Origin of the sequence: Mycobacterium sp. IS-1496 (genome assembly GCF_001499995.1) — a bacterium.
In the GTDB taxonomy this organism is placed as follows: domain Bacteria; phylum Actinomycetota; class Actinomycetes; order Mycobacteriales; family Mycobacteriaceae; genus Mycobacterium.
The window spans coordinates 21,750-42,706 of the sequence record NZ_LQIU01000021.1 but is presented as its reverse complement, the minus strand read 5'-3'; the positions used below and the strand labels follow the sequence as shown (position 1 = coordinate 42,706).

19 protein-coding genes and 1 pseudogene are annotated in these 20,957 nt (G+C 69.6%); 15 read left to right on the top strand and 5 right to left on the bottom strand.

Annotated features, from left to right (window positions below; translation table 11 throughout):
- The first annotated feature begins 39 nt into the window (after positions 1-39).
- Positions 40-942 carry an ABC transporter ATP-binding protein gene (locus AU195_RS12700; RefSeq protein WP_059159456.1) on the top strand — a complete coding sequence of 301 codons (903 nt, stop codon included), beginning with the start codon at positions 40-42 and terminating at the stop codon, positions 940-942.
- Positions 939-1,715, top strand: coding sequence for an ABC transporter permease (locus tag AU195_RS12695; protein ID WP_059159423.1), 777 nt, complete (start codon positions 939-941; stop codon positions 1,713-1,715). Before AU195_RS12700 ends, AU195_RS12695 begins: the two co-directional genes overlap by 4 nt.
- Here the strand turns inward: AU195_RS12695 and AU195_RS12690 are convergent.
- The gene (locus tag AU195_RS12690) at positions 1,683-2,312 is read right to left on the bottom strand and encodes a hypothetical protein (protein WP_059159422.1); all 630 of its coding nucleotides are present in this window, start codon (positions 2,310-2,312) and stop codon (positions 1,683-1,685) included. The genes AU195_RS12695 and AU195_RS12690 overlap by 33 nt on opposite strands.
- Before the next feature lie 84 nt (positions 2,313-2,396).
- Between AU195_RS12690 and AU195_RS12685 the strand changes: the two genes are divergently transcribed.
- Both AU195_RS12685 and AU195_RS25200 read left to right on the top strand, forming a co-directional pair.
- Positions 2,397-2,966 (top strand): TetR/AcrR family transcriptional regulator, encoded by a 570-nt coding sequence (locus tag AU195_RS12685; RefSeq protein WP_059159421.1) that lies wholly within the window; start codon positions 2,397-2,399, stop codon positions 2,964-2,966.
- A gap of 77 nt (positions 2,967-3,043) precedes the next feature.
- Positions 3,044-4,045 carry a COX15/CtaA family protein gene (locus tag AU195_RS25200; RefSeq protein WP_286149228.1) on the top strand — a complete coding sequence of 334 codons (1,002 nt, stop codon included), beginning with the start codon at positions 3,044-3,046 and terminating at the stop codon, positions 4,043-4,045.
- Between the two features lie 570 nt (positions 4,046-4,615).
- Here the strand turns inward: AU195_RS25200 and AU195_RS26460 are convergent.
- Positions 4,616-4,867: pseudogene (locus AU195_RS26460) on the bottom strand (DcsG N-terminal domain-containing protein); the annotation flags it as partial.
- A gap of 24 nt (positions 4,868-4,891) precedes the next feature.
- Between AU195_RS26460 and AU195_RS12665 the strand changes: the two are divergent.
- Positions 4,892-5,866, top strand: a complete 975-nt coding sequence (locus AU195_RS12665) for a quinone oxidoreductase family protein (RefSeq protein WP_059159418.1) — start codon at positions 4,892-4,894, stop codon at positions 5,864-5,866.
- A gap of 51 nt (positions 5,867-5,917) precedes the next feature.
- Positions 5,918-6,724, top strand: coding sequence for a DeoR/GlpR family DNA-binding transcription regulator (locus tag AU195_RS12660; protein ID WP_059159417.1), 807 nt, complete (start codon positions 5,918-5,920; stop codon positions 6,722-6,724).
- Here AU195_RS12660 and AU195_RS12655 read toward each other — a convergent pair whose 3' ends face one another.
- A complete protein-coding gene (locus tag AU195_RS12655) occupies positions 6,725-7,471 on the bottom strand; it encodes an inositol monophosphatase family protein (protein WP_059159454.1) in 747 nt (248 codons plus the stop codon). It lies immediately after the preceding gene.
- 11 nt (positions 7,472-7,482) lie between these two features.
- Positions 7,483-8,298 carry a BtpA/SgcQ family protein gene (locus AU195_RS12650; protein WP_059159416.1) on the bottom strand — a complete coding sequence of 272 codons (816 nt, stop codon included), beginning with the start codon at positions 8,296-8,298 and terminating at the stop codon, positions 7,483-7,485.
- A 155-nt stretch (positions 8,299-8,453) separates the two neighbouring features.
- Here AU195_RS12650 and AU195_RS12645 point away from each other — a divergent pair, with 155 nt between their 5' ends.
- From AU195_RS12645 to AU195_RS12620, 6 genes are read left to right on the top strand one after another with little or no spacing between them, the layout of a single operon-like run.
- Positions 8,454-9,938, top strand: a complete 1,485-nt coding sequence (locus tag AU195_RS12645; protein WP_059159415.1) for an FGGY-family carbohydrate kinase — start codon at positions 8,454-8,456, stop codon at positions 9,936-9,938.
- Positions 9,938-10,729, top strand: a complete 792-nt coding sequence (locus AU195_RS12640; protein WP_059159414.1) for an SDR family NAD(P)-dependent oxidoreductase — start codon at positions 9,938-9,940, stop codon at positions 10,727-10,729. The genes AU195_RS12645 and AU195_RS12640 overlap by 1 nt, the downstream gene beginning before the upstream one ends.
- Positions 10,730-10,789: 60 nt before the next feature.
- Entirely contained in the window at positions 10,790-12,121 is a 1,332-nt protein-coding gene (locus AU195_RS12635) for an ABC transporter substrate-binding protein (RefSeq protein WP_059159413.1), read from the top strand.
- Positions 12,122-12,155: 34 nt separating this feature from the next.
- Positions 12,156-13,016 (top strand): carbohydrate ABC transporter permease, encoded by an 861-nt coding sequence (locus AU195_RS12630; protein WP_059159412.1) that lies wholly within the window; start codon positions 12,156-12,158, stop codon positions 13,014-13,016.
- A complete protein-coding gene (locus AU195_RS12625) occupies positions 13,016-13,831 on the top strand; it encodes a carbohydrate ABC transporter permease (RefSeq protein ID WP_059159411.1) in 816 nt (271 codons plus the stop codon). Before AU195_RS12630 ends, AU195_RS12625 begins: the two co-directional genes overlap by 1 nt.
- A gap of 17 nt (positions 13,832-13,848) precedes the next feature.
- The gene (locus AU195_RS12620) at positions 13,849-14,904 is read left to right on the top strand and encodes an ABC transporter ATP-binding protein (protein WP_059159410.1); all 1,056 of its coding nucleotides are present in this window, start codon (positions 13,849-13,851) and stop codon (positions 14,902-14,904) included.
- A 4-nt stretch (positions 14,905-14,908) separates the two neighbouring features.
- Here AU195_RS12620 and AU195_RS12615 read toward each other — a convergent pair whose 3' ends face one another.
- Positions 14,909-15,838, bottom strand: coding sequence for a heme o synthase (locus AU195_RS12615; RefSeq protein ID WP_059095571.1), 930 nt, complete (start codon positions 15,836-15,838; stop codon positions 14,909-14,911).
- Between the two features lie 278 nt (positions 15,839-16,116).
- Between AU195_RS12615 and tkt the strand changes: the two genes are divergently transcribed.
- The 3 genes from tkt to zwf are packed head-to-tail and all read left to right on the top strand — an operon-like array spanning position 16,117 to position 20,904.
- Positions 16,117-18,207, top strand: coding sequence for a transketolase (gene tkt, locus AU195_RS12610; RefSeq protein ID WP_059159409.1), 2,091 nt, complete (start codon positions 16,117-16,119; stop codon positions 18,205-18,207).
- Between the two features lie 27 nt (positions 18,208-18,234).
- Positions 18,235-19,353 (top strand): transaldolase, encoded by a 1,119-nt coding sequence (tal, locus tag AU195_RS12605; protein ID WP_059159408.1) that lies wholly within the window; start codon positions 18,235-18,237, stop codon positions 19,351-19,353.
- 6 nt (positions 19,354-19,359) lie between these two features.
- Positions 19,360-20,904: a glucose-6-phosphate dehydrogenase gene (gene zwf / locus AU195_RS12600; RefSeq protein WP_059159407.1), complete on the top strand. Its 1,545-nt coding sequence runs from the start codon at positions 19,360-19,362 to the stop codon at positions 20,902-20,904.
- Positions 20,905-20,957: the final 53 nt, after the last annotated feature.

The window sequence follows — 20,957 nt, the reverse complement described above, 5'->3', positions numbered from 1 at the left end:
GGCTCCTCCCGCGAACGCTCGTCCGCACAGCCCGTGCGGATGCGTGGTGTGAGCAAGCGCTACGGGTCGACGACGGCGGTCGCCGGCCTGGACCTCGACGTGCACCGCGCGGAAGTACTGGCGCTGCTCGGGCCCAACGGCGCGGGGAAGACGACGACGGTCGAGATGTGCGAAGGGTTCCTGCGTCCCGATTCGGGGACCATCGAGATCCTCGGCATGGACCCCGCCGCGCACAACACCAGAGTCCGCGAGCGCATCGGCGTGATGCTGCAGGGCGGCGGGGGTTACCCGGCGGCCCGGGCCGGCGAGATGCTCGACCTCGTCGCCGCCTACGCCGCCGATCCGCTCGACCCGCGGTGGCTGCTCGACATCCTCGGGCTCACCGACGTCGCGCGCACCACCTACCGTCGGCTGTCCGGCGGCCAGCAGCAGCGGCTGGCGCTGGCCTGCGCTGTCGTCGGCCGTCCCGAACTGGTCTTCCTCGACGAACCGACGGCCGGGATGGACGCCCACGCCCGCATCGTGGTGTGGGAGTTGATCGACGCGCTGCGCCGCGACGGCGTCACCGTCGTGTTGACCACCCACCAGCTGACCGAGGCCGAGGAGCTGGCCGACCGGCTGGTGATCATCGACCACGGGGTCGCGGTGGCCGCCGGGACGCCGGCGGAGCTGATGCGCAGCGGCGCCGAGAACCAGTTGCGGTTCAGCGCGCCGCCCAAGCTGGATCTGTCGCTGCTGATGACCGCGCTGCCGGAGAGCTACAAGGCCACCGAGACCACGCCGGGTGAGTACCTCGTCGAGGGGCACGTCGACCCGCAGGTGCTGGCCACGGTGACGGCCTGGTGCGCGCGGCTGAACGTGCTGGCCACCGACATGCGCGTGGAGCAGCGCAGCCTCGAGGACGTGTTCTTGGACCTGACCGGCCGGGAGTTGCGGAAATGACGACCAACCAGTTCGCGCCGGGCACGTTCACACCCGATCCGCGGCCCGCGGCCGTGCCGAAGATGCTGGCCGCCCAGTTCGGCCTGGAGCTGCGGTTGCTGCTGCGCAACGGCGAACAGCTGCTGCTGACGATGTTCATCCCGATCACCCTGCTGGTCGGGCTGATCGTGTTGCCGCTCGGCGACTTCGGCGACGACCGCGCGGGCACGTTCGTCCCCGCGATCATGGCGCTCGCGGTGATCTCGACAGCGTTCACCGGACAGGCCATCGCGGTGGCCTTCGACCGTCGCTACGGTGCGCTGAAAAGGCTCGGTGCGACGGCACTCCCGGTGTGGGGCATCATCGCGGGCAAGTCGCTTGCGGTGGTCACCGTGGTATTCCTGCAGTCGATCCTGTTGGGCGCCATCGGGTTTGCGCTGGGATGGCGCCCCGAGGTGGTCGGACTGCTGCTCGGCGGGGTGATCATCGCGCTGGGCACCGCGGGGTTCGCGGCGCTGGGCCTGCTGCTCGGCGGCACGCTGCGCGCCGAGATCGTGCTGGCGGTCGCCAACCTGCTGTGGTTCGTGTTCGCGGGCCTGGGCGCGCTCACCCTCGAGGGTCAGGCGGTGCCCGGTGCGCTCGCGTGGGCCGCCCGGCTCACGCCGTCGGGCGCGCTGACCGAGGCGCTGACGCAGGCGATGACGCTCTCGGTCGACTGGTTGGGACTGGCCGTCCTCGCGGCGTGGGGCGGCGTCGCGGCGCTATGCGCGCTGCGCTGGTTCCGCTTCACCTGAGACCAGCGCGGGCAGCAGATACTCCAACTGGCCGACCTCCTCGATGTTGTGCCGCACCCAGGCGCGCATCTTGTCGTCGGGGAAGTGCCGCGCCACCAGCCTGTTCACCGGCGCGAAGAGCGTGGACCGGACGCCCAGGTCCATCACCGTGACGTAGTGCGCGCCGTCCGCCCCGGCCGACCAGGTGTGCTCGAGCTGGAAGAACACCATGCCCGCGAGCCGCTTGACCAGGCGGATGCCCGTCGCGTCCAGCTTCTCGACACGCGCCACCTCGTCGATCGTGAACTCGGGACGCCCGCCGAACGCCTCCACCATGCGGAATCGGGCGCCGTCGGCCGCCCCGCCGCCGGGGGCGGGACGGGTCAGCTCCCACCGGATGTGGTCGATCGGATGCCACGCCAGATAGCGGTCGATCACCTCGCCGCCGTAGACCATCGTCGCGCCGAGATGGGTGAACCAGTCGAGCAGCATCGCCGGCGTCACACCCGCCAGCGGCCGGTGGTCGATCGTCACCCGGCGGCGGTGATGCGGTGCGTTGATGAGCTGCACGGTGGCGGTGTCGACGGAGCGCAGCGGGTAGAGCACAGGGCGGGACATGGCGACCTCCGGGAGAAACGGTTTCGTATCTCCGACGCTAGAACCGTGCGATAAGATACGCAAGCGTTTCTTTCGAGGAGGGTCATGGGAAGACGACACGGCGCGGAACTCGACGCGGCCATCCGGGCCGCCGTGCTGACCCTGCTGGCCGAACAGGGACCGGGCGCCGTGACCATGGAGTCGGTGGCCGCCGCGGCCCGCACGAGCAAGCCGGTTCTGTACCGGCGGTGGCCGGACCGGGCGAGCCTGCTGCGGGACACGCTGATGCAGATCGCGACGACGGCCATCCCGCACGACGACACCGGCAGCTTCCGTGGCGACATGCTCGCGGTGCTGCGCGGCTGGGCGGCGCTGTTCACCGGACCCGACGCCGCGGTGATGAAGGCCGCCGTCGCCGCAGCCGCCCACGATGCGGAGCTGGCGGCCGCCCTGCGCGACGACGTCATCGGCTGGCGCAAACGGGAGATGGCCGCGCTGCTGCGGCGGGGCGTCGACCGGGGGGACGTGCGCCCCGACGTCCCGGTGGAGATCGCCCGTGAACTCGGCCAGAGCGTGCTGTGGCACCGGCTGCTGATCACCGGGGATCCGATCACCGACGACCTGGTGGTCGCGCTGGTCGATCAGGTGCTGGTCCCCTTCGTCGCGCCGCGGTGACGGGCGGGCCTACTACGAGCCGTAGTTAGGGCTGCTCTACCATCGGATTCGTGCCCGTCAGACGACTCTTCCTGCGGCTGGTCGACCTGCTGCCGCTGCCCAGTCTGCGGGTCCAACGCGCGATCGCCGTCGCGGTCATCCTGACCCAGGGCGGGATCTCGGTCACCGGCGCGATCGTCCGCGTCACCGCGTCGGGGTTGGGCTGCCCCACCTGGCCGCAGTGCTTCCCCGGCAGCTTCACGCCGGTACCGCACGCCGAGGTGCCCGGTATCCACCAGGCCGTCGAATTCGGCAACCGCCTCATCACGTTCCTCGTCGTGCTCACCGCCGCGGCGGCCGTGCTGGCCGTCACCCGCGCCCGGCGCCGCCGCGAAGTGCTCGTCTACGCGTGGCTGATGCCGGCGTCGACGGTGGCGCAGGCGGTGATCGGCGGCATCACCGTGCTGACCGGGTTGCTGTGGTGGACCGTCGCGATCCACCTGCTCGTCTCCATGGCCATGGTGTGGCTGTCGGTCCTGCTGTTCGTCAAGATCGGAGAACCCGACGGCGGCGCCCCGGTGCGCACGGTTCCCAGACCCCTGCGCCAGTTGACGCTGCTGAGCGCCCTCACCCTGGCCGCCACCCTGGTGACCGGCACCCTGGTGACCGGGGCCGGGCCACATGCGGGCGACAAGAGCATCGAGCAACCGGTCCCCCGCCTGCAGGTCGAGATCACCACGCTGGTGCACCTGCACTCGTCGCTGCTCGTCGCGTATTTGTCCCTCGTGATCGCCCTCGGCTTCGGGCTGCTCGCGGTGCGGGCGCAACGGCCGGTGCTGATCCGGCTGGGCGTCCTGGCCGCGATCGTCGTCGCCCAGGGCACGGTCGGCGCCGTGCAGTTCGTCACCGGGGTTCCCGCGGCGCTGGTCGCCGTGCACGTGGCGGGGGCGGCGGCCTGCACGGCGGCCACCGCGGCGCTATGGGCGTCGATGCGACAGCGGACCGAGTCCGAGGCGCTCGAGCGCGACCTCGACGGCGACGGCGAAGTCGCGCTGGCGGTCCGCGCGCGTGGCGGCGTCGAGTTGCCGCCAACCCAGTGACGGCTCGACGAGTTCCACCTCTAGTACGCGCGCGTCCGCGTCGGTCCCGATGACGTCGACCCGCGCATAGAGGAACTCGGCCACTGCCATCCCCAGGGCGTCGGCGGCCGCCTTCAGCGCCGCGCGCCCGAGATCCCACAGCTCGAAATCCGGTTCCGCGGGACCCAGCGTCTCCAACGCGTAGGTGCCCGATTCGTCGAACACGGGCGGCCCCTCCGGGGGCAGCATCGCGGCCTTGGTGAACGCATGCGACTGCTCACCGCCGAGGAACACCAGCGCCGTCTCCCCGTACTCCACCCGCGCGTCGTACGTCTGCACGAGGACCGCGCGGCCCTGCGCCTGCAGCTGCGCCGCGTGGGCGGCGGCGGCCAGCGGATCGGTGAAGCGTTGCGCCCCTGCAGAACCCCCGCCGACCGCGGGTTTGACCACGACCTCGCCGTCGGGGACGACGACGGTGTCACCGCCGCCGAAGTAACGGGTCGGCACCGTCGGGATCCCCCGCCCCTCCAGGTCCGCGAGGTAGCGCTTGTCGGTGTTCCAGGCGACGACGTCGGGGCCGTTGAGCAGGTTGCGCACCTGCCGCGTCCACACCTTGAACTCGTCGAGACGCTCGATGTAGTCCCACGTCGCCCGCAGGATCACCAGGTCGGCGTCCAGCACCGCGGGATCGTCCCAGGGCAGCCAGCGGGGGTGCAGACCCCGTGTGCGCAGCGCCTCGACCAACCCGTCGTCGTCGCCGTCGCCCTCGGGCAGCGCCGGGCAGCCGGCCAACACGATCCGCGGGTGGAACAGGTCGGGACGCGCGAGCCTCACCTGCGTCATGCTAAGCCGTGGATGATGGTTCGCATGTACGCCATCGAAGTCTCCGAAACCGGCGGTCCCGAGGTCCTCACCCACGTCGAGAAGGATCCCCCGTCGCCCGGCCCGGGTCAGGTGCTGATCAAGGCCGAGGCGATCGGCGTCAACTTCATCGACACCTACTTCCGGTCCGGCCTGTATCCGCGAGAGGTGCCGTTCGTCGTCGGCACCGAGGTCTGCGGCACCATCGAGGCCGTCGGCGACGACGTCGCGGCCCTTCAGGTGGGCGACCGGGTGGTGACCGACAAGGCGCTCGGCGCCTACGCCGAATACACCGTGGCGCCTGCGGATTTCGTGGCTTACGTACCCGCCGGGGTGGCTCCCGCGGTCGCCGCCTCCTCGCTGCTGAAGGGGATGACCGCCCATTACCTGATCAAGTCGACCTATCCGGTCCAGCAGGGCGACACGGTGCTGGTGCACGCGGGAGCCGGCGGGGTCGGGCTGATCCTCACCCAGTGGGCGACCAGCCTGGCGGCCAAGGTCATCACGACCGTCTCCACGCCGCAGAAGGCCGAACTCTCCCGCCAGGCGGGGGCGATCGAGGTGCTCGACTATCCGGAGGATCCGCAGGAGTTCGGCGCCCGGGTCCGCGAGCTCACCGGCGGCAACGGTGTGGCCGCCGTCTACGACGGCGTGGGTGCGGCGACGTTCGACGCCAGCCTGGCCAGCCTCGCGGTACGGGGCACCCTCGTCCTGTTCGGTGGCGCGAGCGGCCCGGTGCCGCCGGTCGACCCGCAACGGCTGAACTCCTCGGGCTCGGTGTACCTGACCCGGCCCAGCCTGGTGCACTACACCCGCACCCCCGACGAGTTCTCCTGGCGTGCCGGCGAGGTGCTGGACGCGATCGCCAGGGGGCAGATCACGGTGACCGTCAGCGAGCAGTATCCGCTGCGCGAGGCGGAGCGCGCGCACCGCGATCTGCAGGGGCGCAAGACCGTCGGGTCCGTGGTCCTAATTCCGTAACGATCGTGTGACTGGTGTGAAAATTTCACACCAGTGGCTTACGCTGGAGCGGTGCCCACTCTGAACGCGCATGCCCGGCGGGCGGCGATCGCCGCGAGGATCAACGCCGACCGGGAAGTCGACTTCGCTTCGCTCGCAGGGGAATTCGATGTCTCGGAGATGACGATCCGGCGCGACATCGAGCGGCTGGAGGATCAGGGCATCGCCCGCCGGGTGCTCGGCGGCGCGATCGCGTTCGGCGGTAAGTCCACCGAGCCGTCCTTCGCCTCCCGCGCGGCCGAGGCGGCCGACGAGAAGATCCACATCGCCAGCGCGGTCGCGGATCTGCTCACCCCGCAGGAGACGGTCATCCTCGACAGCGGCAGTACCGTTCTGGCGGTGGCCCGGGCGATCAAGGGACGCGCCCTGGGCCTCACCGTGATCACCCCGAGCATCCTGGTCGCCGTGGAGCTCGCCGACGAACCCGACACCACGATCCTGCTCACCGGCGGCAAGGTCCGGCCCGGCGAACTGAGCCTCATCGGCGCCGAGGCGGAGGACTTCTATCTGCGCTACAACTGCGACACCTACGTGATGGGCATCGCCGGCGTCGACGGCAAACGGGGCGCGTCGGAGTATCACCGCGAAGAGGGCAACGTCAAACAGGCGGCGATGCGGTCCGCCGACCGGGTGATCGTGGCGGCCGACGCCGCCAAACTCGGTCGCGTGCAGCTGATCAACGTCGCTCCGGTGTCGGACATCTCGGTCCTGGTCACCGACGGCCCGTGTGACCATCCGACCGTGGAGAGTCTGCGCGCCGCGGGCGTTCAGGTGGTGTGCGTCGACGCCGCGGGGCCGCAGACCACCGCGACGGCCTGATCAGCCCCAGCGGACCGCCACGGTCTCGTCACCGTGGGTGGGCCGGTGCACCGTCGCGCCCGCCTCCTCGGCGATGAGAGCGCCGGCCGCCCAGTCGTGCACAGCCAGATCGTCTTCGACGAAGGCGTGCAGACTGCCCTGGGCGACGAGGCACAGGTCGACGGCCGCGGCGCCGAAGCGGCGCATGTCGGTGTAGTCGGCCAGCAGCGCGCCGAGTTCCCGGACCTGACGCCGCCGCCGTCCGGGATCGTAGGCCAGGCCGGTGCCGATCAGCCGCGCCGAGGTCGGGGGCAGCTGCAGCGGCAGCACCGCCCGCTGCGCCGGCGACCTGAGCTGCGCTCCCCCGCCTCTGGCCGCGCTCCAGGTGGCACCCAGCGCCGGTGCGCTCACCGCGCCGGCCAGCCAGACCCCGTCGGCGGTGCGGCGCACCGCCACCGAGGTGGCGAAGTACGGGATCAGCCGGGTGTAGTTGGTGGTGCCGTCCAGCGGGTCGACGACCCACTCGAGCCCGCTGGTCCCGGTGTGCGCGGGCAGTTCCTCCCCGAGTACGGAGTCCGCGGGGCGGGCGTCGAGCAGAACCTGCCGCACGGCTTCCTCCGCCGCCCGGTCGACCGTGGTGACGACATCGCCTGCCGCGCTTTTGGTGCTCACGACGATCGGCTCACCGAGCCGGCTCAGGCACAACCCCGCCCCCGTCTCGGCGGCGAGCACCGCCAGCTTCTCCAGCTCTACGGCCGCGGCCGGCATCTCCCGGACATTCACAGCGTGGCGCGGAAGTCCCGCACGGCGGTCATCAGCTCGGTGACCCGGGACGCCACCGCGCGATTCTCGAACACGCCGTCCTCCTTGAAGTAGGTCCCGACGATGGCTCCGTCGGCGATCGACAACTGCTCGGCGGCGTTGTGGGCGCGCACACCGGTGTTGACGAAGACCGGCACGTCGCCCGCCTCGTCCTTGACCACCTGCAGGGCCTGCGAGTCGGTGGACGCGCCTGCGGTCAGCCCGGAGACGCAGATGCCGTCCGGCCGGGTCGCGAACACCGTCGTCTTGGTGATCGACGCGAGATCGCGGTCGGACAGGTAGGCCGCCGACTCCGGCACGATGTTGAACAGCAGCTTCACCCCGGCGCCGCCGATGCGGTGCCGGTGGCGGGCCACCGCCCCGACATTGGTGTCCCAGAGCCCGAAGTCGCTGGCGTACACGCCGGTGAAGATCTCGCGCACCCACTGTGCGCCGGTCGCCACTGCGAGGTCGATCGATGCCCGGCCGTCCCACAGCACGTTGACGCCGTAGGGCAGCGTGAGGTCGGGCAACAGCTCCCCGATGATGCGTGCCATGGTGATGGCGGTGATGGGTTCGGTCTTGGTCAGGTACGGCAAGCTGAACTCGTTGGAGATCATCACGCCGTCGACGCCACCCTCGCGCAGCGCGGCCAGTTCGCCCTTCGCGCGGTCCACGACCGCGCGCAGCCCGGCCGCGGAGTCGTATCCGGGATCGCCGGGGAGCGCGGACAGGTGCAGCATCGCGATCACCGGTTTCTCGACCGCGAACACCTCATCGAGCCAGTTAGTCATGGAACGCCTCTCACGGTTGTCGTCGACATCCTGGATGTTATTCAATAACAGTCAACGTGCGGCAGCACAGCGTTTTACGTGACGGTTACACACAACGTGTGAGAATCTAACAGATGCGCGGTACGGTCAGCACCCGAGCGAGACGAGAGGACGGCATGTCGGAGTTCACGATCGGTGTCGACGTCGGCACCACGGGGACCAAGACGGTGCTCATCGATGTCGCGTCGGCGCGGATCGTCGCCCAGGCGTCCGCCGAGAGCCGGCTCTTCGCCGATGCGCCCGGCCACGCGGAGGCCGACCCGGCGCAGTGGATCGACAACGCGCACAGCACAATCCGCGCGGTTCTCGAGGAATCCGGGGTGGCCGCCGAGCGGATCGGCGCGCTCGCCACCACCGGCATGGTGCCCGCGGTGGTACCCGTCGACGCACACGGCGCCCCGGTGCGCCGCGCCCTGCTGCAGAACGACGCCCGCGCCACCGCACAGATCGACCGGTTGAGCGAGGCACTGGACCCCGCCGACGTCCTCGCGGCCACCGGATCGGCGATCACCCAGCAGTCGGTGGCGCCGACCGCGATGTGGCTGCGGGACAACGATCCGGACTCCTGGGCGCGGACCGAGCGCCTGGTCGGGTCCTACGACTGGGTGCTCATGGCGCTCGGGGCGGGGCCGCACGTCGAACTGAACTGGGCGATCGAGTCCGGCCTCGCCGCCCTCGACGGCCGCCGCTACGACCCGATGTTCGCCGCTGCCGGCCTCGGTCCGGACGTCATGCCGGACGTGCTGACCCCGGGTGGGCAGGCCGGGACCCTGAGCGCATCGGCCGCCGCGGCCACCGGACTGCCGCAGGGTCTGCCGCTGATCGTCGGCGGGGCCGACCACGTGCTGTCGGCGTACGCGGCGGGAGTGAACGCCGCGGGCGACTGGCTGGTGAAACTCGGTGGCGCCGGCGACGTCCTCGCCGCCAGCGACACCCCCGTCGTCGACAGCCGTCTCTACCTCGACGCCCATCCGGTTCCCGGCCGCTGGCTGCCCAACGGGTGCATGGCCACCAGCGGCAGCCTGATCCGGTGGTTCCAGACGCTGACCGGCGGCGTGGACCTGCTGCAGCTCGACGACGAGGCCGCCGACCGGGGTGCGGCCGAAATACTGTGCCTGCCCTACTTTCTCGGCGAGAAGAGCCCGCTCCACGATCCGGACCTGCGGGGCGCCTTCGTCGGGCTCGACCTGGCGCACACCCGTGCGGACATGTACCGCTCCGTACTCGAGGCGATCGCCTTCGGTTTCCGACACCACACCGAGGTCTTCGCCGAGATCGGCGTTCCGTTGCGGCGCGCGATGGTCACCAACGGCGGCAGCCGTTCGGTGCTGTGGAAGCAGATCCTCGCCGACGTTCTCGACACCCCGCTGTGGCCGGTCGTCGGGCATCCGGGAGCATCCCTCGGTGCGGCGGTGATCGCCGCCATGGGGATCGGCGCGCTCGACGACTGGGCCGCTGTCGAGCGTTTCCTCACCCTCGGTGACGCCGTCGGACCCGACCCGCGTCACGTCGACCGGTACGCCGAGGCCTACGCCCAGTGGCGCACACTCGGCGGCCTGCTCACTCCTGTCTCCCACGAACTCGCCCGAAAGGCCCATTGATGACCGACGTTTCACCTTCGATCCGCACCGCTGTCGTCACCGGCGCCGGCTCAGGGATCGGCCGCGCGATCGCCACCACGCTGGCCGCGCGGGGGTGGCGGGTCATCGTCACCGACATCGACACCGCAACCGCCGCCGAGACCGTGGCCGCCCTCGACGGCGCCACCGAGCGGGGCCACGAGGCGCTGCCGTTGGACGTGACCGACGCCGCGGCGGCCGGTCGGCTCGCCGACGACGTCGCCGACCGACTCGGCCTCGACGCGTGGATCAACAACGCGGGCATCTCGGCGATGGAGCGGTTCGTCGACGTCACCGCCGGCCAGTACGACCGCACGCTGGACATCAACACCAAGGCGGTGTTCTTCTGCGGGCAGGCCGCGGCGCGGGCCATGATCCGCACCGGCCGCCGGGGCACGATCGTCAACACCGCGTCGATGGCCGCCAAACAGGGCCGGGTGCCGTTCCTCTCGGACTACGTGGCGTCGAAGTTCGCCGTCCTCGGCCTCACCCAGGCGATGGCCTACGAGCTGGCCGGGCACCGGATCACCGTGAACTGCGTGTGCCCGGGCTTCGTCGCCACCCCCATGCAGTCGCGGGAACTGGAGTGGGAGGCGCGGCTCACCGGCTCCACGCCGGACGCGGTACGCGAAAGCTGGATCGAGGCAACGCCTTTGGCCCGGCTCCAGACACCGGAGGACGTCGCCCGCGCGGTGGCGTTCCTGGTGTCCGAAGACGCCCGTTTCATCACCGGGGAAGCGCTCTCGGTCAACGGCGGTGCGTACATGGATTGAGCCGGGCCCCGCCGACCCGGTCAAGCTCGATCCAGCCCAACCAGGAGGAAGTGAGTACCCATGAAGATCCCGATGCTCGGCCGGCGCCCAGCGCGGCGGAACGCCACGCGCTGGATGCCGGCTCTGGCCATGACCGCAGGGCTCGTGCTGGCCGGCTGCGCCGGATCCGGCGGCTCCGGCGATGAGCAGAGTTCGTCGGGGCTGGGTGACGTCCCGACCGACACCAAGGCGACGGTGCGCGTGCTGATGGAGAACGTGCCCGACACCGACATCGTGCAGGGGATGGTCGGCAGGTTCAACGAGAAGTACCCCGCCGTCGACGTCCAGATCGAGACCATGACGTTCGACCAGATGCGCGACCGCCTGGTGTCGTCGTTCCAGTCGGCCCAACCCGCCTACGATCTGATCGTCGTCGACAACCCCTGGATGGACGACTTCGCCGCCGCCGGGTTCCTGGAGCCGCTGAACGACCGGATCTCCTCCACCAGCGACTACCAGCCCGACGACTTCTTCCCGTCGCTGACCGACATCACCGACGTGGACGGCACGACCTACGGGGTGCCGTTCTACAACTACGCGCTGGGCTACATCTACAACACCCGCGACCTCCAGGCGGCGAACCTGCAGGCGCCCACCGATCTCGACGCTCTGGTCACCACGTCGCAGCGGCTCAAGGCCGGCGACCGCGCAGGCATCGCCATGCAGCCGCAGCGTGGGTACAAGATCTTCGAGGAATGGGCGAATTGGCTCTTCGCCGCGGGCGGGTCGATCTACGGCGAGGACGGCAAGCCCACGCTGAACACCGAGCAGGCCGCCCGCGCCCTGGACGCCTACATCGAGACCTACCGCACCGCCGCCCCGGCGAACAGCCTGTCCTGGGGCTTCGACGAGGCGTTCCGCTCGGTCTCCGGCGGCAACGCCGCCTCGATGATCGGCTACAACTGGAACCTGCCCGCGCTCAACGACCCGGCGGGCGCCTCCGGGGAACGGGCCGGCCAGTTCGCCCTCGCACCGATCCCGGGCGGCAAATCCGCTCTCGGCTCGTGGAGTTGGGCCATCCCGGCGAACTCCGCGGCGCCCGACGCGGCGTGGGCCTTCGCCTCGTGGATCACCTCACCCGCCGTCGACGCCGACCGCGTCGCCGCCGGTGGTGCGGTGATCCGCCAGGGCTCGCTGACCGATCCCAAGGTGCTCGCCGACGGATACGGCGAGGAGTACTACCGCGTCGTCGGTGAGATTCTGCAGGACGCGGCCCCGCTCACCCAGGGCCGCGGCGGCGAGGAGATGATCCAAGCCGTGGGAACCGAACTCAACGAGGCGGCGGCGGGTAACAAGAGCGTCGCCGACGCCCTGCGCGACGCGCAGGCGGCGGCCGAGCGTATCCAGCAGTGACGCACGGGAATCCGACGGCCGCAGGAACGGGCACATGACATTCAAGTACGGCATGCTGTTGCCGCTGCTCGCTCTGTTCGGCGTGGCCGTCGGATTCCCGCTCTGCTACGCGGCCTACCTGTCGGTCACCGACTACCAGCTGACCGACCGGCAGGCACCGGCGTTCGCGGGCCTCTCCAACTTCGGCAGCGCGCTGTCCAACCCCGCGTTCTGGGAGGCGTTCGGCACCACCGCGATCTACGTCGTCGTGGCGGTGGCGCTGGAACTGGTCATCGGCTTCGCGCTCGCGCTGGCCCTGCACCAGCAGAAGTGGGCCAAAGACCTTTCCCGCGCGATCGTGCTGGCGCCCATGTTCATCACCCCCATCGCCGTCGGGCTGATCTTCCGGTTCCTGCTCAACGACCAGATCGGTGCCATCCCGGCGCTGCTGCACGCCGTCGGCGCCGACTACGACTTCTTCGGCTCCGGCCGCGCGTTGCTGACCCTGGCGTTCATCGACGTGTGGCAGTGGACCCCGTTCATGGTGCTGCTGATCCTGGCGGGCCTGGAGTCGATGCCCAAACAGCCGATGGAGGCCGCCCGGGTCGACGGCGCCGGGCCCGTCTACCGGCTGCGACGGGTTCTCATCCCGATGCTGGCGCCGGTGCTGACGGTGGCGGTGCTGCTGCGTGGGCTCGACGCGCTTCGCGTGTTCGAGTACGTCTACGCCACCACCCGCGGTGGGCCGGGCACCGAAACCCAGACCCTGCAGTACTTCATGTACCTCGAGGGCATCCAGTTCTTCCGGCTCGCGCAGGCCAGCGCGATGGCGTTCATCGTGCTGGTGCTGGTGCTCGCCGTGATCGTCGTCGCCTTCCGGGCGATGGAACGCAGCCGCGAGAGGGCCACCGCCTGATGACCCGGCCGCGTCCCCTGGAGGTCCTGCGTATCGCCGTGCTGACCGCGGCGCTGGTGTTCGTGCTGTTCCCCATCGCCTGGGTGGCGCTGGCGAGCTTCAAGACCCCGGCGCAGATGTCCGAGCCGTTCCTGTTCGCATTCGGCCCCACCCTGGACAACTGGCGGGCGGTGCTGGACTCGGGCATCTTCGCCGCCGCGGGCCGCAGCGTCGTGGTCGGCGTGGTCACCGTCGGGGTGAGCCTCGTGGTCGGCAGCATGGGCGCCTATGTGATCGCCAAGTACCGCGCCGGCGGGTCGCTGACCCGGTTCGGCATGCTCGCCGCGCAGGTCGTGCCGCCCGCGGTGATGGTGTTCCCGTTCCTGACCATGGCCCAGGCGCTGCGCCTGACCGACACGCTGGCGCCGGTGATCTTCGCGCACCTGTCGTTCGTGCTGCCCCTGGTGACGTGGTTCCTGATCGGCTTCTTCGAAGCCGTTCCCGCCTCGCTGGAGGAGCAGGCCCGCGTCGACGGCTTCACGCGCTGGCAGGCGTTTCGGCTGGTGGTGCTGCCGCAGGTGCTGCCCGGGATCGGCGCGGCGGGGATCTTCGGGTTCACGCTGTCGTGGAACGACATGTTCTACGGGCTGATCCTGGCACCCGGCAACGCCGCGATCCTGCCGGTGGCGATCTCGAACTTCAACACCTTCCGCGGCGTCCAGATCGGGACGATGAGCGCCGCGATCATGATCGCCATCGTGCCGGTGGTGGTCGCCAGCTTCTTCATCCAGCGACGCCTGGTCCAGGGGATCAGCGGCGGCGCGGTCAAGTACTAGTAGCGAGGAACTCCCCCATGGCATCGGTCACCTTCTCCGCGGTCACCAAGGCGTTCGGCGACGCCGCCGTGGTCTCCGAACTCGACCTCGAACTCACCGACGGCAGCATGACCGTGCTGGTCGGTCCGTCGGGATGCGGTAAGACCACGTCGCTGCGGATGCTCGCCGGGCTCGAGAAGGTCAGCTCCGGATCGATCCACATCGGCAACCGTGACGTCACCGCGCTGGAACCCAAGGAACGCGACATCGCCATGGTGTTCCAGAACTATGCGCTCTACCCGCATCTGTCGGTGCGGGAGAACATCGCGTTCCCGTTGCGCGCCAAGCGCATTCCGCGCGCCGAGGCGCTCGAGCGCGCCGACGAGATCGCCGAGTCGCTCGGTCTCGGCCACCTCACGGCGCGCAAGCCCAAGGATCTGTCCGGCGGGCAGCAGCAGCGGGTGGCGATCGGCCGCGCGATCATCCGGGAACCCTCGGTGTTCCTGTTCGACGAACCGCTGAGCAACCTCGACGCGAAGCTGCGGGTGGAGACCCGCACCGAGCTGCTGCGCCTGCAGCGCCGGCTCGGGATCACGTCGCTCTACGTCACCCACGACCAGGAGGAGGCGATGACCCTGTCGGACCGCATCGTGGTGATGCGCGACGGCCGGATCGCCCAGGCCGCTCCCCCGGCCGAGGTCTACCAGCGCCCCGCGGACACCTTCGTGGCGACGTTCGTCGGCAGCCCGAAGATGAACCTCGTGACCGGCGCCGTGGCGGCCGGGGAACTGCGCTGTGACGGGCTGCGGATGACCGTCGGCGGCCCCGACGCCGCAGCCGTGACGATCGGTGTGCGTCCCGACGACCTCATCCTCGCTCCGGCCCGGGACGGCTCCGCGACCGTGGAACTGGTCGAGTTGCTGGGTCCGCGCGCGATCGTCACCGTGCGGGCCGGTGCCGAACAGCTGACCAGCGTGGTGGCCGCAGCGCAGTTGGCCGACGTCTCCCCCGGCACCGCGGTCGAGCTGTCCGCGCGACCCGCCGACGTGCACCGCTTCGATCCGCAGACGGGCGTGCGGCTGCCGGTCGAGTGACCGGTCAGCCGAACAGCGTCGGCAGCGCCAGCACCGAGTCGACCGCCAGCGCGGCGAACACGACGGCCAGGTAGTTGTTCGACTGCAGGAACAGCCGCAACGGTTTGACCGGCTCACCGCGCTTGACCCCGCTGTAGAGCTGGTGGGCCATGACCAGGAACCAGGTGCCCGCGAGCACCGCCACCGAGGCGTACAGCCAGCCCGTGGCCAGCGCCAGCGCCAGCGTGGTCAGCACCGTCAGCCAGGTGTAGATGAGGATCTGGCGGGTGACCTGACGCTCGGTGGCGACCGCGGGCAGCATCGGCACCCCGGCCGCCTTGTAGTCGTCCTTGTAGCGCATCGCCAGCGCCCACGTGTGGGGCGGCGTCCAGAAGAAGATGATCGCGAACATCACCAGCGCGGGCCATTGGATCGTGCCGGTGACCGCCGACCAGCCGATCATCACCGGCATGCAACCGGCGGCCCCGCCCCAGACCACGTTCTGGGAGGTGCGCCGCTTGAGCAGCAGCGTGTAGACGAAGACGTAGAACGCGATGGTGGCGACCGCGAGCAGGCCGGACAGGAGGTTACTGGTGCCCCAGAGCCAGAAGAACGAGCCGACCGACAGCGTGAGCCCGAAGACCAGCGCATTGCGGGTGGGGACGGTGTCGCGCGCGAGCGGCCGGCGGGCGGTCCGCTTCATCTTCTTGTCGATGTCGGCGTCGGCGACGCAGTTGAGCGTGTTCGCGCCCGCGGCGGCCAGCATCCCGCCGATGAGTGTGTTGAGGATCAGCAGCGGATCGACCGTGCCCCGATCGGCCAGCAGCATCGCCGGGATGGCGGTGACCAGCAGCAACTCGATCACGCGTGGTTTCGTCAGCGCCAGGTAGGCCAAAACCGTGGTGCGGATGCGAGACGGCGCCCCATGGTTGAGGTGGCGCTCGCGAATGCTCACGCAGTCAACTCCTCATTGTCGGCGGTGTTCGTCCGATGTTGATGGTCTTCCGCTTGTTGATGGTCACAGCCGCCGCGCAACATCTACTACAGACGATGGTAGACCGCTGGGGTTACTGCGGATGACCGCAGGGTCGTTTCCTCGTCACCACCGTAACGGGAGCACCGAATCTCCCCGCATGCACCATGCGGCGTCGTGGCCGGGAGCACTAGGGTTGGAGGCGCGGTCCGGGGGTTGTGTGCGGCCGCTGAACCAACATGCCACCGAGGAGCGAGCCAGTGACCACCGTCGACGAGATCGCGACGCTGACCGAAGCCCACCATCCCGACGACTGGTCCGAGGTGGACTCCGCCGCGGTCGACACCGTCCGGGTGCTGGCGGCCGACGCCGTCCAGAAGGTCGGCAACGGCCACCCCGGCACCGCGATGAGTCTGGCGCCGCTGGCGTACACGCTGTTCCAGCGGACGATGCGGCACGACCCGAGCGACGTGCACTGGCTGGGCCGGGACCGGTTCATCCTGTCCTGCGGCCATTCGAGCCTGACCCTCTACATCCAGCTCTACCTCGGCGGGTTCGGCCTCGAACTCGACGACATCGAGTCGCTGCGGACCTTCAAGTCGAAGACGCCGGGCCATCCCGAGTTCCGGCACACCAAGGGCGTCGAGATCACCACCGGCCCGCTCGGCCAGGGCCTCGCCTCGGCCGTGGGCATGGCGATGGCGGCGCGCTACGAACGCGGTCTGTTAGACCCGGATGCCGCGCCGGGCACCAGCCCGTTCGACCACTTCATCTACGTCGTCGCCTCGGACGGGGACATCGAGGAGGGCGTGACCAGCGAGGCCTCGTCGCTGGCGGGGACCCAGCAGCTCGGCAACCTGATCGTCTTCTACGACCAGAACCAGATCTCCATCGAGCACGACACGAACATCGCGCTGTCGGAGAACGTCGCCGACCGTTACCGCGCCTACGGCTGGCACGTGCAGGAGGTCGAGGGCGGGGAGAACGTCGTCGGCATAGAGGCCGCCATCGAGGAGGCCAAGAAGGTCACCGACAAGCCGTCGTTCATCGCGCTGCGCACGATCATCGGCTATCCGGCGCCGAACAAGATGAACACCGGCGGCGTGCACGGCTCAGCACTCGGCGACGACGAGGTCGCGGCGGTCAAGGAGATCCTCGGCTTCGACCCGGCCAAGACGTTCGAGGTGCGCGACGAGGTCATCGAACACACCCGCAAGCTCGTCGAGCGGGGCCGCGAGGCCCACGAGAAGTGGCAGCCGGAGTTCGACGCATGGGCCGAACGCGAACCCGAGCGCAAGAAGCTGCTCGACCGGCTGCTGGCCCAGGAGCTGCCCGAGGGTTGGGACGCCGACCTGACGCACTGGGAGCCGGGCAGCAAGGCCGTCGCCACCCGTGCCGCGTTCGGCCAGGTGCTCAACGACGTCGCCCCGAAGCTGCCGGAGCTGTGGGGCGGTTCGGCCGACCTCGCGGGCAGCAACAACACCACCATCAAGGGTGTGAGGTCGTTCGGACCGCCGTCGATCTCGACCAGCGACTTCACCGCCGACTGGTACGGCCGGGTGCTGCACTTCGGTGTGCGCGAACACGCGATGGGCGCGATCCTGTCGGGCATCGTGCTGCACGGCCCGACCCGCGCCTTCGGCGGGACGTTCCTGCAGTTCTCCGACTACATGCGGCCGTCGGTGCGGCTGGCGTCGCTGATGGACATCGACACCATCTACATCTGGACCCACGACTCGATCGGTCTCGGCGAAGACGGGCCGACGCACCAGCCGATCGAGCATCTCGCCGCGCTGCGGGCGATCCCGAACCTGTCGGTGGTCCGGCCCGGTGACCCGAACGAGACGGCCTACGCCTGGCGCAGCATCGTCGCCCGCGGAAACGGCAGCGGCCCGGTCGGTTTCATCCTGACCCGTCAGGGCATCCCGGTCCTGGAGGGCACCGACTCCGACGGTGTCGCCCGCGGCGGGTACGTCCTCGGCGGCGGTGACGCCACCGGGGCCGACGTGATCATCATCGCGACCGGCTCGGAACTGCAGCTCGCGGTGGAGGCGAAGAAGCTGTTGGCGGACAAGGACATCGACGCGGCGGTCGTGTCCATGCCGTGTGTGGAGTGGTTCGAGTCGCAGCCGAAGGAGTACCGCGACAGCGTGCTGCCGCCCACCGTCTCCGCGCGTGTCGCCGTGGAGGCCGCCGTCGCCCAGAGCTGGTACAAGCTCGTCGGCGACACCGGCGAGATCATCTCCATCGAGCACTACGGGGAGTCCGCCGACGACAAGACGTTGTTCCGCGAGTTCGGCTTCACCGCCGAGGCCGTGGCCGCCGCCGCGGAGCGATCGATCGCCAACTGACCCACAGCACTGCTGAAAGGCAACACCATGACCCAGAACGCCAACACCGCCGCTCTGTCGGCCGCCGGAGTGTCCGTATGGCTCGACGACCTGTCCCGGGAACGGCTGCAGACCGGGAACCTGCAGGAGCTCATCGACACGCGCGGCGTCGTGGGGGTCACCACGAACCCGTCGATCTTCCAGGCCGCGCTCTCGGCCGGTGACGCCTACGACGCACAGGTGAAGGAGCTCGCCGAGCGGGGCGCCGACGTCGACGCCACCATCCGCACCGTCACCACCGACGACGTGCGCAACGCGTGCGACGTGCTCGCCAAGCAGTACGAGCTGTCCGCTGGTGTCGACGGCCGGGTGTCCATCGAGGTCGACCCGCGACTGGCGCACGACTCCGACAAGACGATCCTGCAGGCCATCGAGCTGTGGAAGATCGTCGACCGGCCGAACCTGCTGATCAAGATCCCGGCCACCGAGGCGGGCCTGCCTGCCATCACCGCGGTGATCGCCGAGGGCATCTCGGTCAACGTGACGCTGATCTTCTCCGTCGAACGTCACCGCGCGGTGATGGACGCCTACCTGGAGGGCCTGGAGAAGGCCAAGGAGGCCGGCCACGACCTGTCGACGATCCATTCGGTGGCGTCGTTCTTCGTCTCGCGCGTCGACACCGAGATCGACAAGCGCCTGGAGAAGATCGGCTCGGAGGAGGCACTCGCACTGCGTGGTCAGGCCGGGGTGGCCAACGCCCGGCTGGCCTACGCCGCCTACGAGGAGGTCTTCGTCGGTGGCTCGCGGTTCGAGGAGCTCAAGGCCGCGGGCGCCCGTGTGCAGCGGCCGCTGTGGGCGTCGACCGGGGTGAAGAACCCGGACTACTCCGACACGCTCTACGTGACCGAACTCGTCGCGCCGAACACCGTGAACACGATGCCGGAGAAGACGCTCGAGGCCGTCGCCGACCACGGCGTGATCACCGGTGACACAGTGACCGGCAGGGCCGCCGAATCGCAGGCGGTGTTCGACGAACTCGACGCCGTCGGCATCGACGTCCGCGACGTCTTCCTCGTGCTCGAGCAGGAAGGTGTCGAGAAGTTCGAGAAGTCGTGGCAGGAATTGCTCGAGGCCACGCAGGGCCAGCTGGACGAGAAGAAGTCCTGAGCCGGCATGGGCGCCGACGCTGCCGCCACCGAGTGGCGTAATCCGCTTCGGGACAAGCGCGACAAGCGGATGCCGAGGATCGCCGGTCCCTGCAGTGTGGTGATCTTCGGCGTGACGGGCGACCTGGCGCGGAAGAAGCTCATGCCGGCCATCTACGACCTCGCCAACCGGGGTCTGCTGCCGCCGACGTTCTCGCTGGTCGGGTTCGCTCGGCGGGATTGGGCCGACGAGGACTTCAGCCAGGTCGTCTACGACGCGGTCAAGCAGCACGCCCGCACGCCCTTCCGCCAGGAGGTCTGGGACCGGCTCGCCGAGGGGATCCGGTTCGTCCAGGGCACCTTCGACGACGAGAAGGCGTTCGAGCAGCTCGCCGAGACACTGACCAAGCTCGATGCCGAGCGCGGCACCGGCGGCAACCACGCGTTCTACCTGTCCATCCCGCCGAAGGCGTTCCCGCAGGTGCTCGAACAGCTCTCCCGCACGGGGCTGGCCACCAAGACCGACGGCCACTGGAGCCGCGTCGTCATCGAGAAACCGTTCGGTCACGATCTGAAGAGCGCCGAGGACCTCAACGCGATCGTCAACAACGTCTTCCCCGAGTCGTCGGTCTTCCGGATCGATCACTACCTCGGCAAGGAGACCGTTCAGAACATCCTCGCGCTGCGGTTCGCCAACGAGCTCTTCGAGCCGGTGTGGAATTCGCACTACGTGGACAGCGTGCAGATCACGATGGCCGAGGACATCGGGCTCGGCGGGCGGGGCGGTTACTACGACGGTGTCGGCGCCGCACGCGATGTCATCCAGAACCACCTGTTGCAGCTGTTGGCGCTCACCGCCATGGAGGAGCCGGTCAGCTTCTCACCCGACGAGCTGCAGGCCGAGAAGATCAAGGTGCTCTCGGCCAGCAGGCTCGTCGAGCCGCTGGACCAGACCACGTCGCGAGGCCAGTACACGGCGGGGTGGCAGGGCGGCGAGCGCGTCGTCGGCCTGCTGGAAGAGGAGGGTTTCTCGCAGACCTCCACCACCGAGACGTTCGCCGCGATCACCGTGGACGTCGACACGCGCCGCTGGGCCGGCGTCCCGTTCTATCTGCGCACCGGGAAACGCCTGGGGCGCAGGGTCACCGAGATCGCACTGATCTTCAAACGCGCGCCGCATCTCCCGTTCGACGCCACCATGACCGAGGAGCTCGGGCAGAACGCGTTGGTGATCCGGGTCCAACCCGACGAGGGCATCACACTGCGATTCGGATCCAAGGTCCCCGGCAACCAGATGGAAGTGCGCGACGTCAGTATGGACTTCTCCTACGGATCGGCATTCGCCGAGGAGTCGCCCGAGGCATACGAGCGGCTCATCCTCGACGTCCTGCTGGGCGAGCCGTCGCTGTTCCCGGTCAACGAGGAAGTCGAACTGGCGTGGAAGATCCTCGATCCCGCATTGGACTTCTGGGCTTCCCACGGGAAACCCGACCCCTACCAATCCGGTGGCTGGGGACCGGATTCGGCGTTCGAGATGCTGCGCCGCACCGGCCGCGAGTGGAGGCGGCCGTGATCATCGAAGGCGACGACGAGTGAGCATCGCAGCGAGGCACGAGCGAGGAGCGG

What these genes read in the sequence shown, in the direction of transcription:
- AU195_RS12645 (WP_059159415.1), top strand. Translation starts at nt 8,454, where the DNA reads ATGTCGGAGTTCACGATCGGTGTCGACGTCGGCACCACGGGGACCAAG.
- AU195_RS12695 (WP_059159423.1), top strand. Translation starts at nt 939, where the DNA reads ATGACGACCAACCAGTTCGCGCCGGGCACGTTCACACCCGATCCGCGG.
- AU195_RS12625 (WP_059159411.1), top strand. Translation starts at nt 13,016, where the DNA reads ATGACCCGGCCGCGTCCCCTGGAGGTCCTGCGTATCGCCGTGCTGACC.
- AU195_RS12620 (WP_059159410.1), top strand. Translation starts at nt 13,849, where the DNA reads ATGGCATCGGTCACCTTCTCCGCGGTCACCAAGGCGTTCGGCGACGCC.
- AU195_RS12690 (WP_059159422.1), bottom strand. Translation starts at nt 2,312, where the DNA reads ATGTCCCGCCCTGTGCTCTACCCGCTGCGCTCCGTCGACACCGCCACC.
- AU195_RS12655 (WP_059159454.1), bottom strand. Translation starts at nt 7,471, where the DNA reads ATGCCGGCCGCGGCCGTAGAGCTGGAGAAGCTGGCGGTGCTCGCCGCC.
- AU195_RS12630 (WP_059159412.1), top strand. Translation starts at nt 12,156, where the DNA reads ATGACATTCAAGTACGGCATGCTGTTGCCGCTGCTCGCTCTGTTCGGC.
- AU195_RS12685 (WP_059159421.1), top strand. Translation starts at nt 2,397, where the DNA reads ATGGGAAGACGACACGGCGCGGAACTCGACGCGGCCATCCGGGCCGCC.
- zwf (WP_059159407.1), top strand. Translation starts at nt 19,360, where the DNA reads ATGGGCGCCGACGCTGCCGCCACCGAGTGGCGTAATCCGCTTCGGGAC.
- AU195_RS12700 (WP_059159456.1), top strand. Translation starts at nt 40, where the DNA reads ATGCGTGGTGTGAGCAAGCGCTACGGGTCGACGACGGCGGTCGCCGGC.
- AU195_RS12665 (WP_059159418.1), top strand. Translation starts at nt 4,892, where the DNA reads ATGTACGCCATCGAAGTCTCCGAAACCGGCGGTCCCGAGGTCCTCACC.
- AU195_RS12635 (WP_059159413.1), top strand. Translation starts at nt 10,790, where the DNA reads ATGAAGATCCCGATGCTCGGCCGGCGCCCAGCGCGGCGGAACGCCACG.
- tal (WP_059159408.1), top strand. Translation starts at nt 18,235, where the DNA reads ATGACCCAGAACGCCAACACCGCCGCTCTGTCGGCCGCCGGAGTGTCC.
- AU195_RS12650 (WP_059159416.1), bottom strand. Translation starts at nt 8,298, where the DNA reads ATGACTAACTGGCTCGATGAGGTGTTCGCGGTCGAGAAACCGGTGATC.
- AU195_RS12640 (WP_059159414.1), top strand. Translation starts at nt 9,938, where the DNA reads ATGACCGACGTTTCACCTTCGATCCGCACCGCTGTCGTCACCGGCGCC.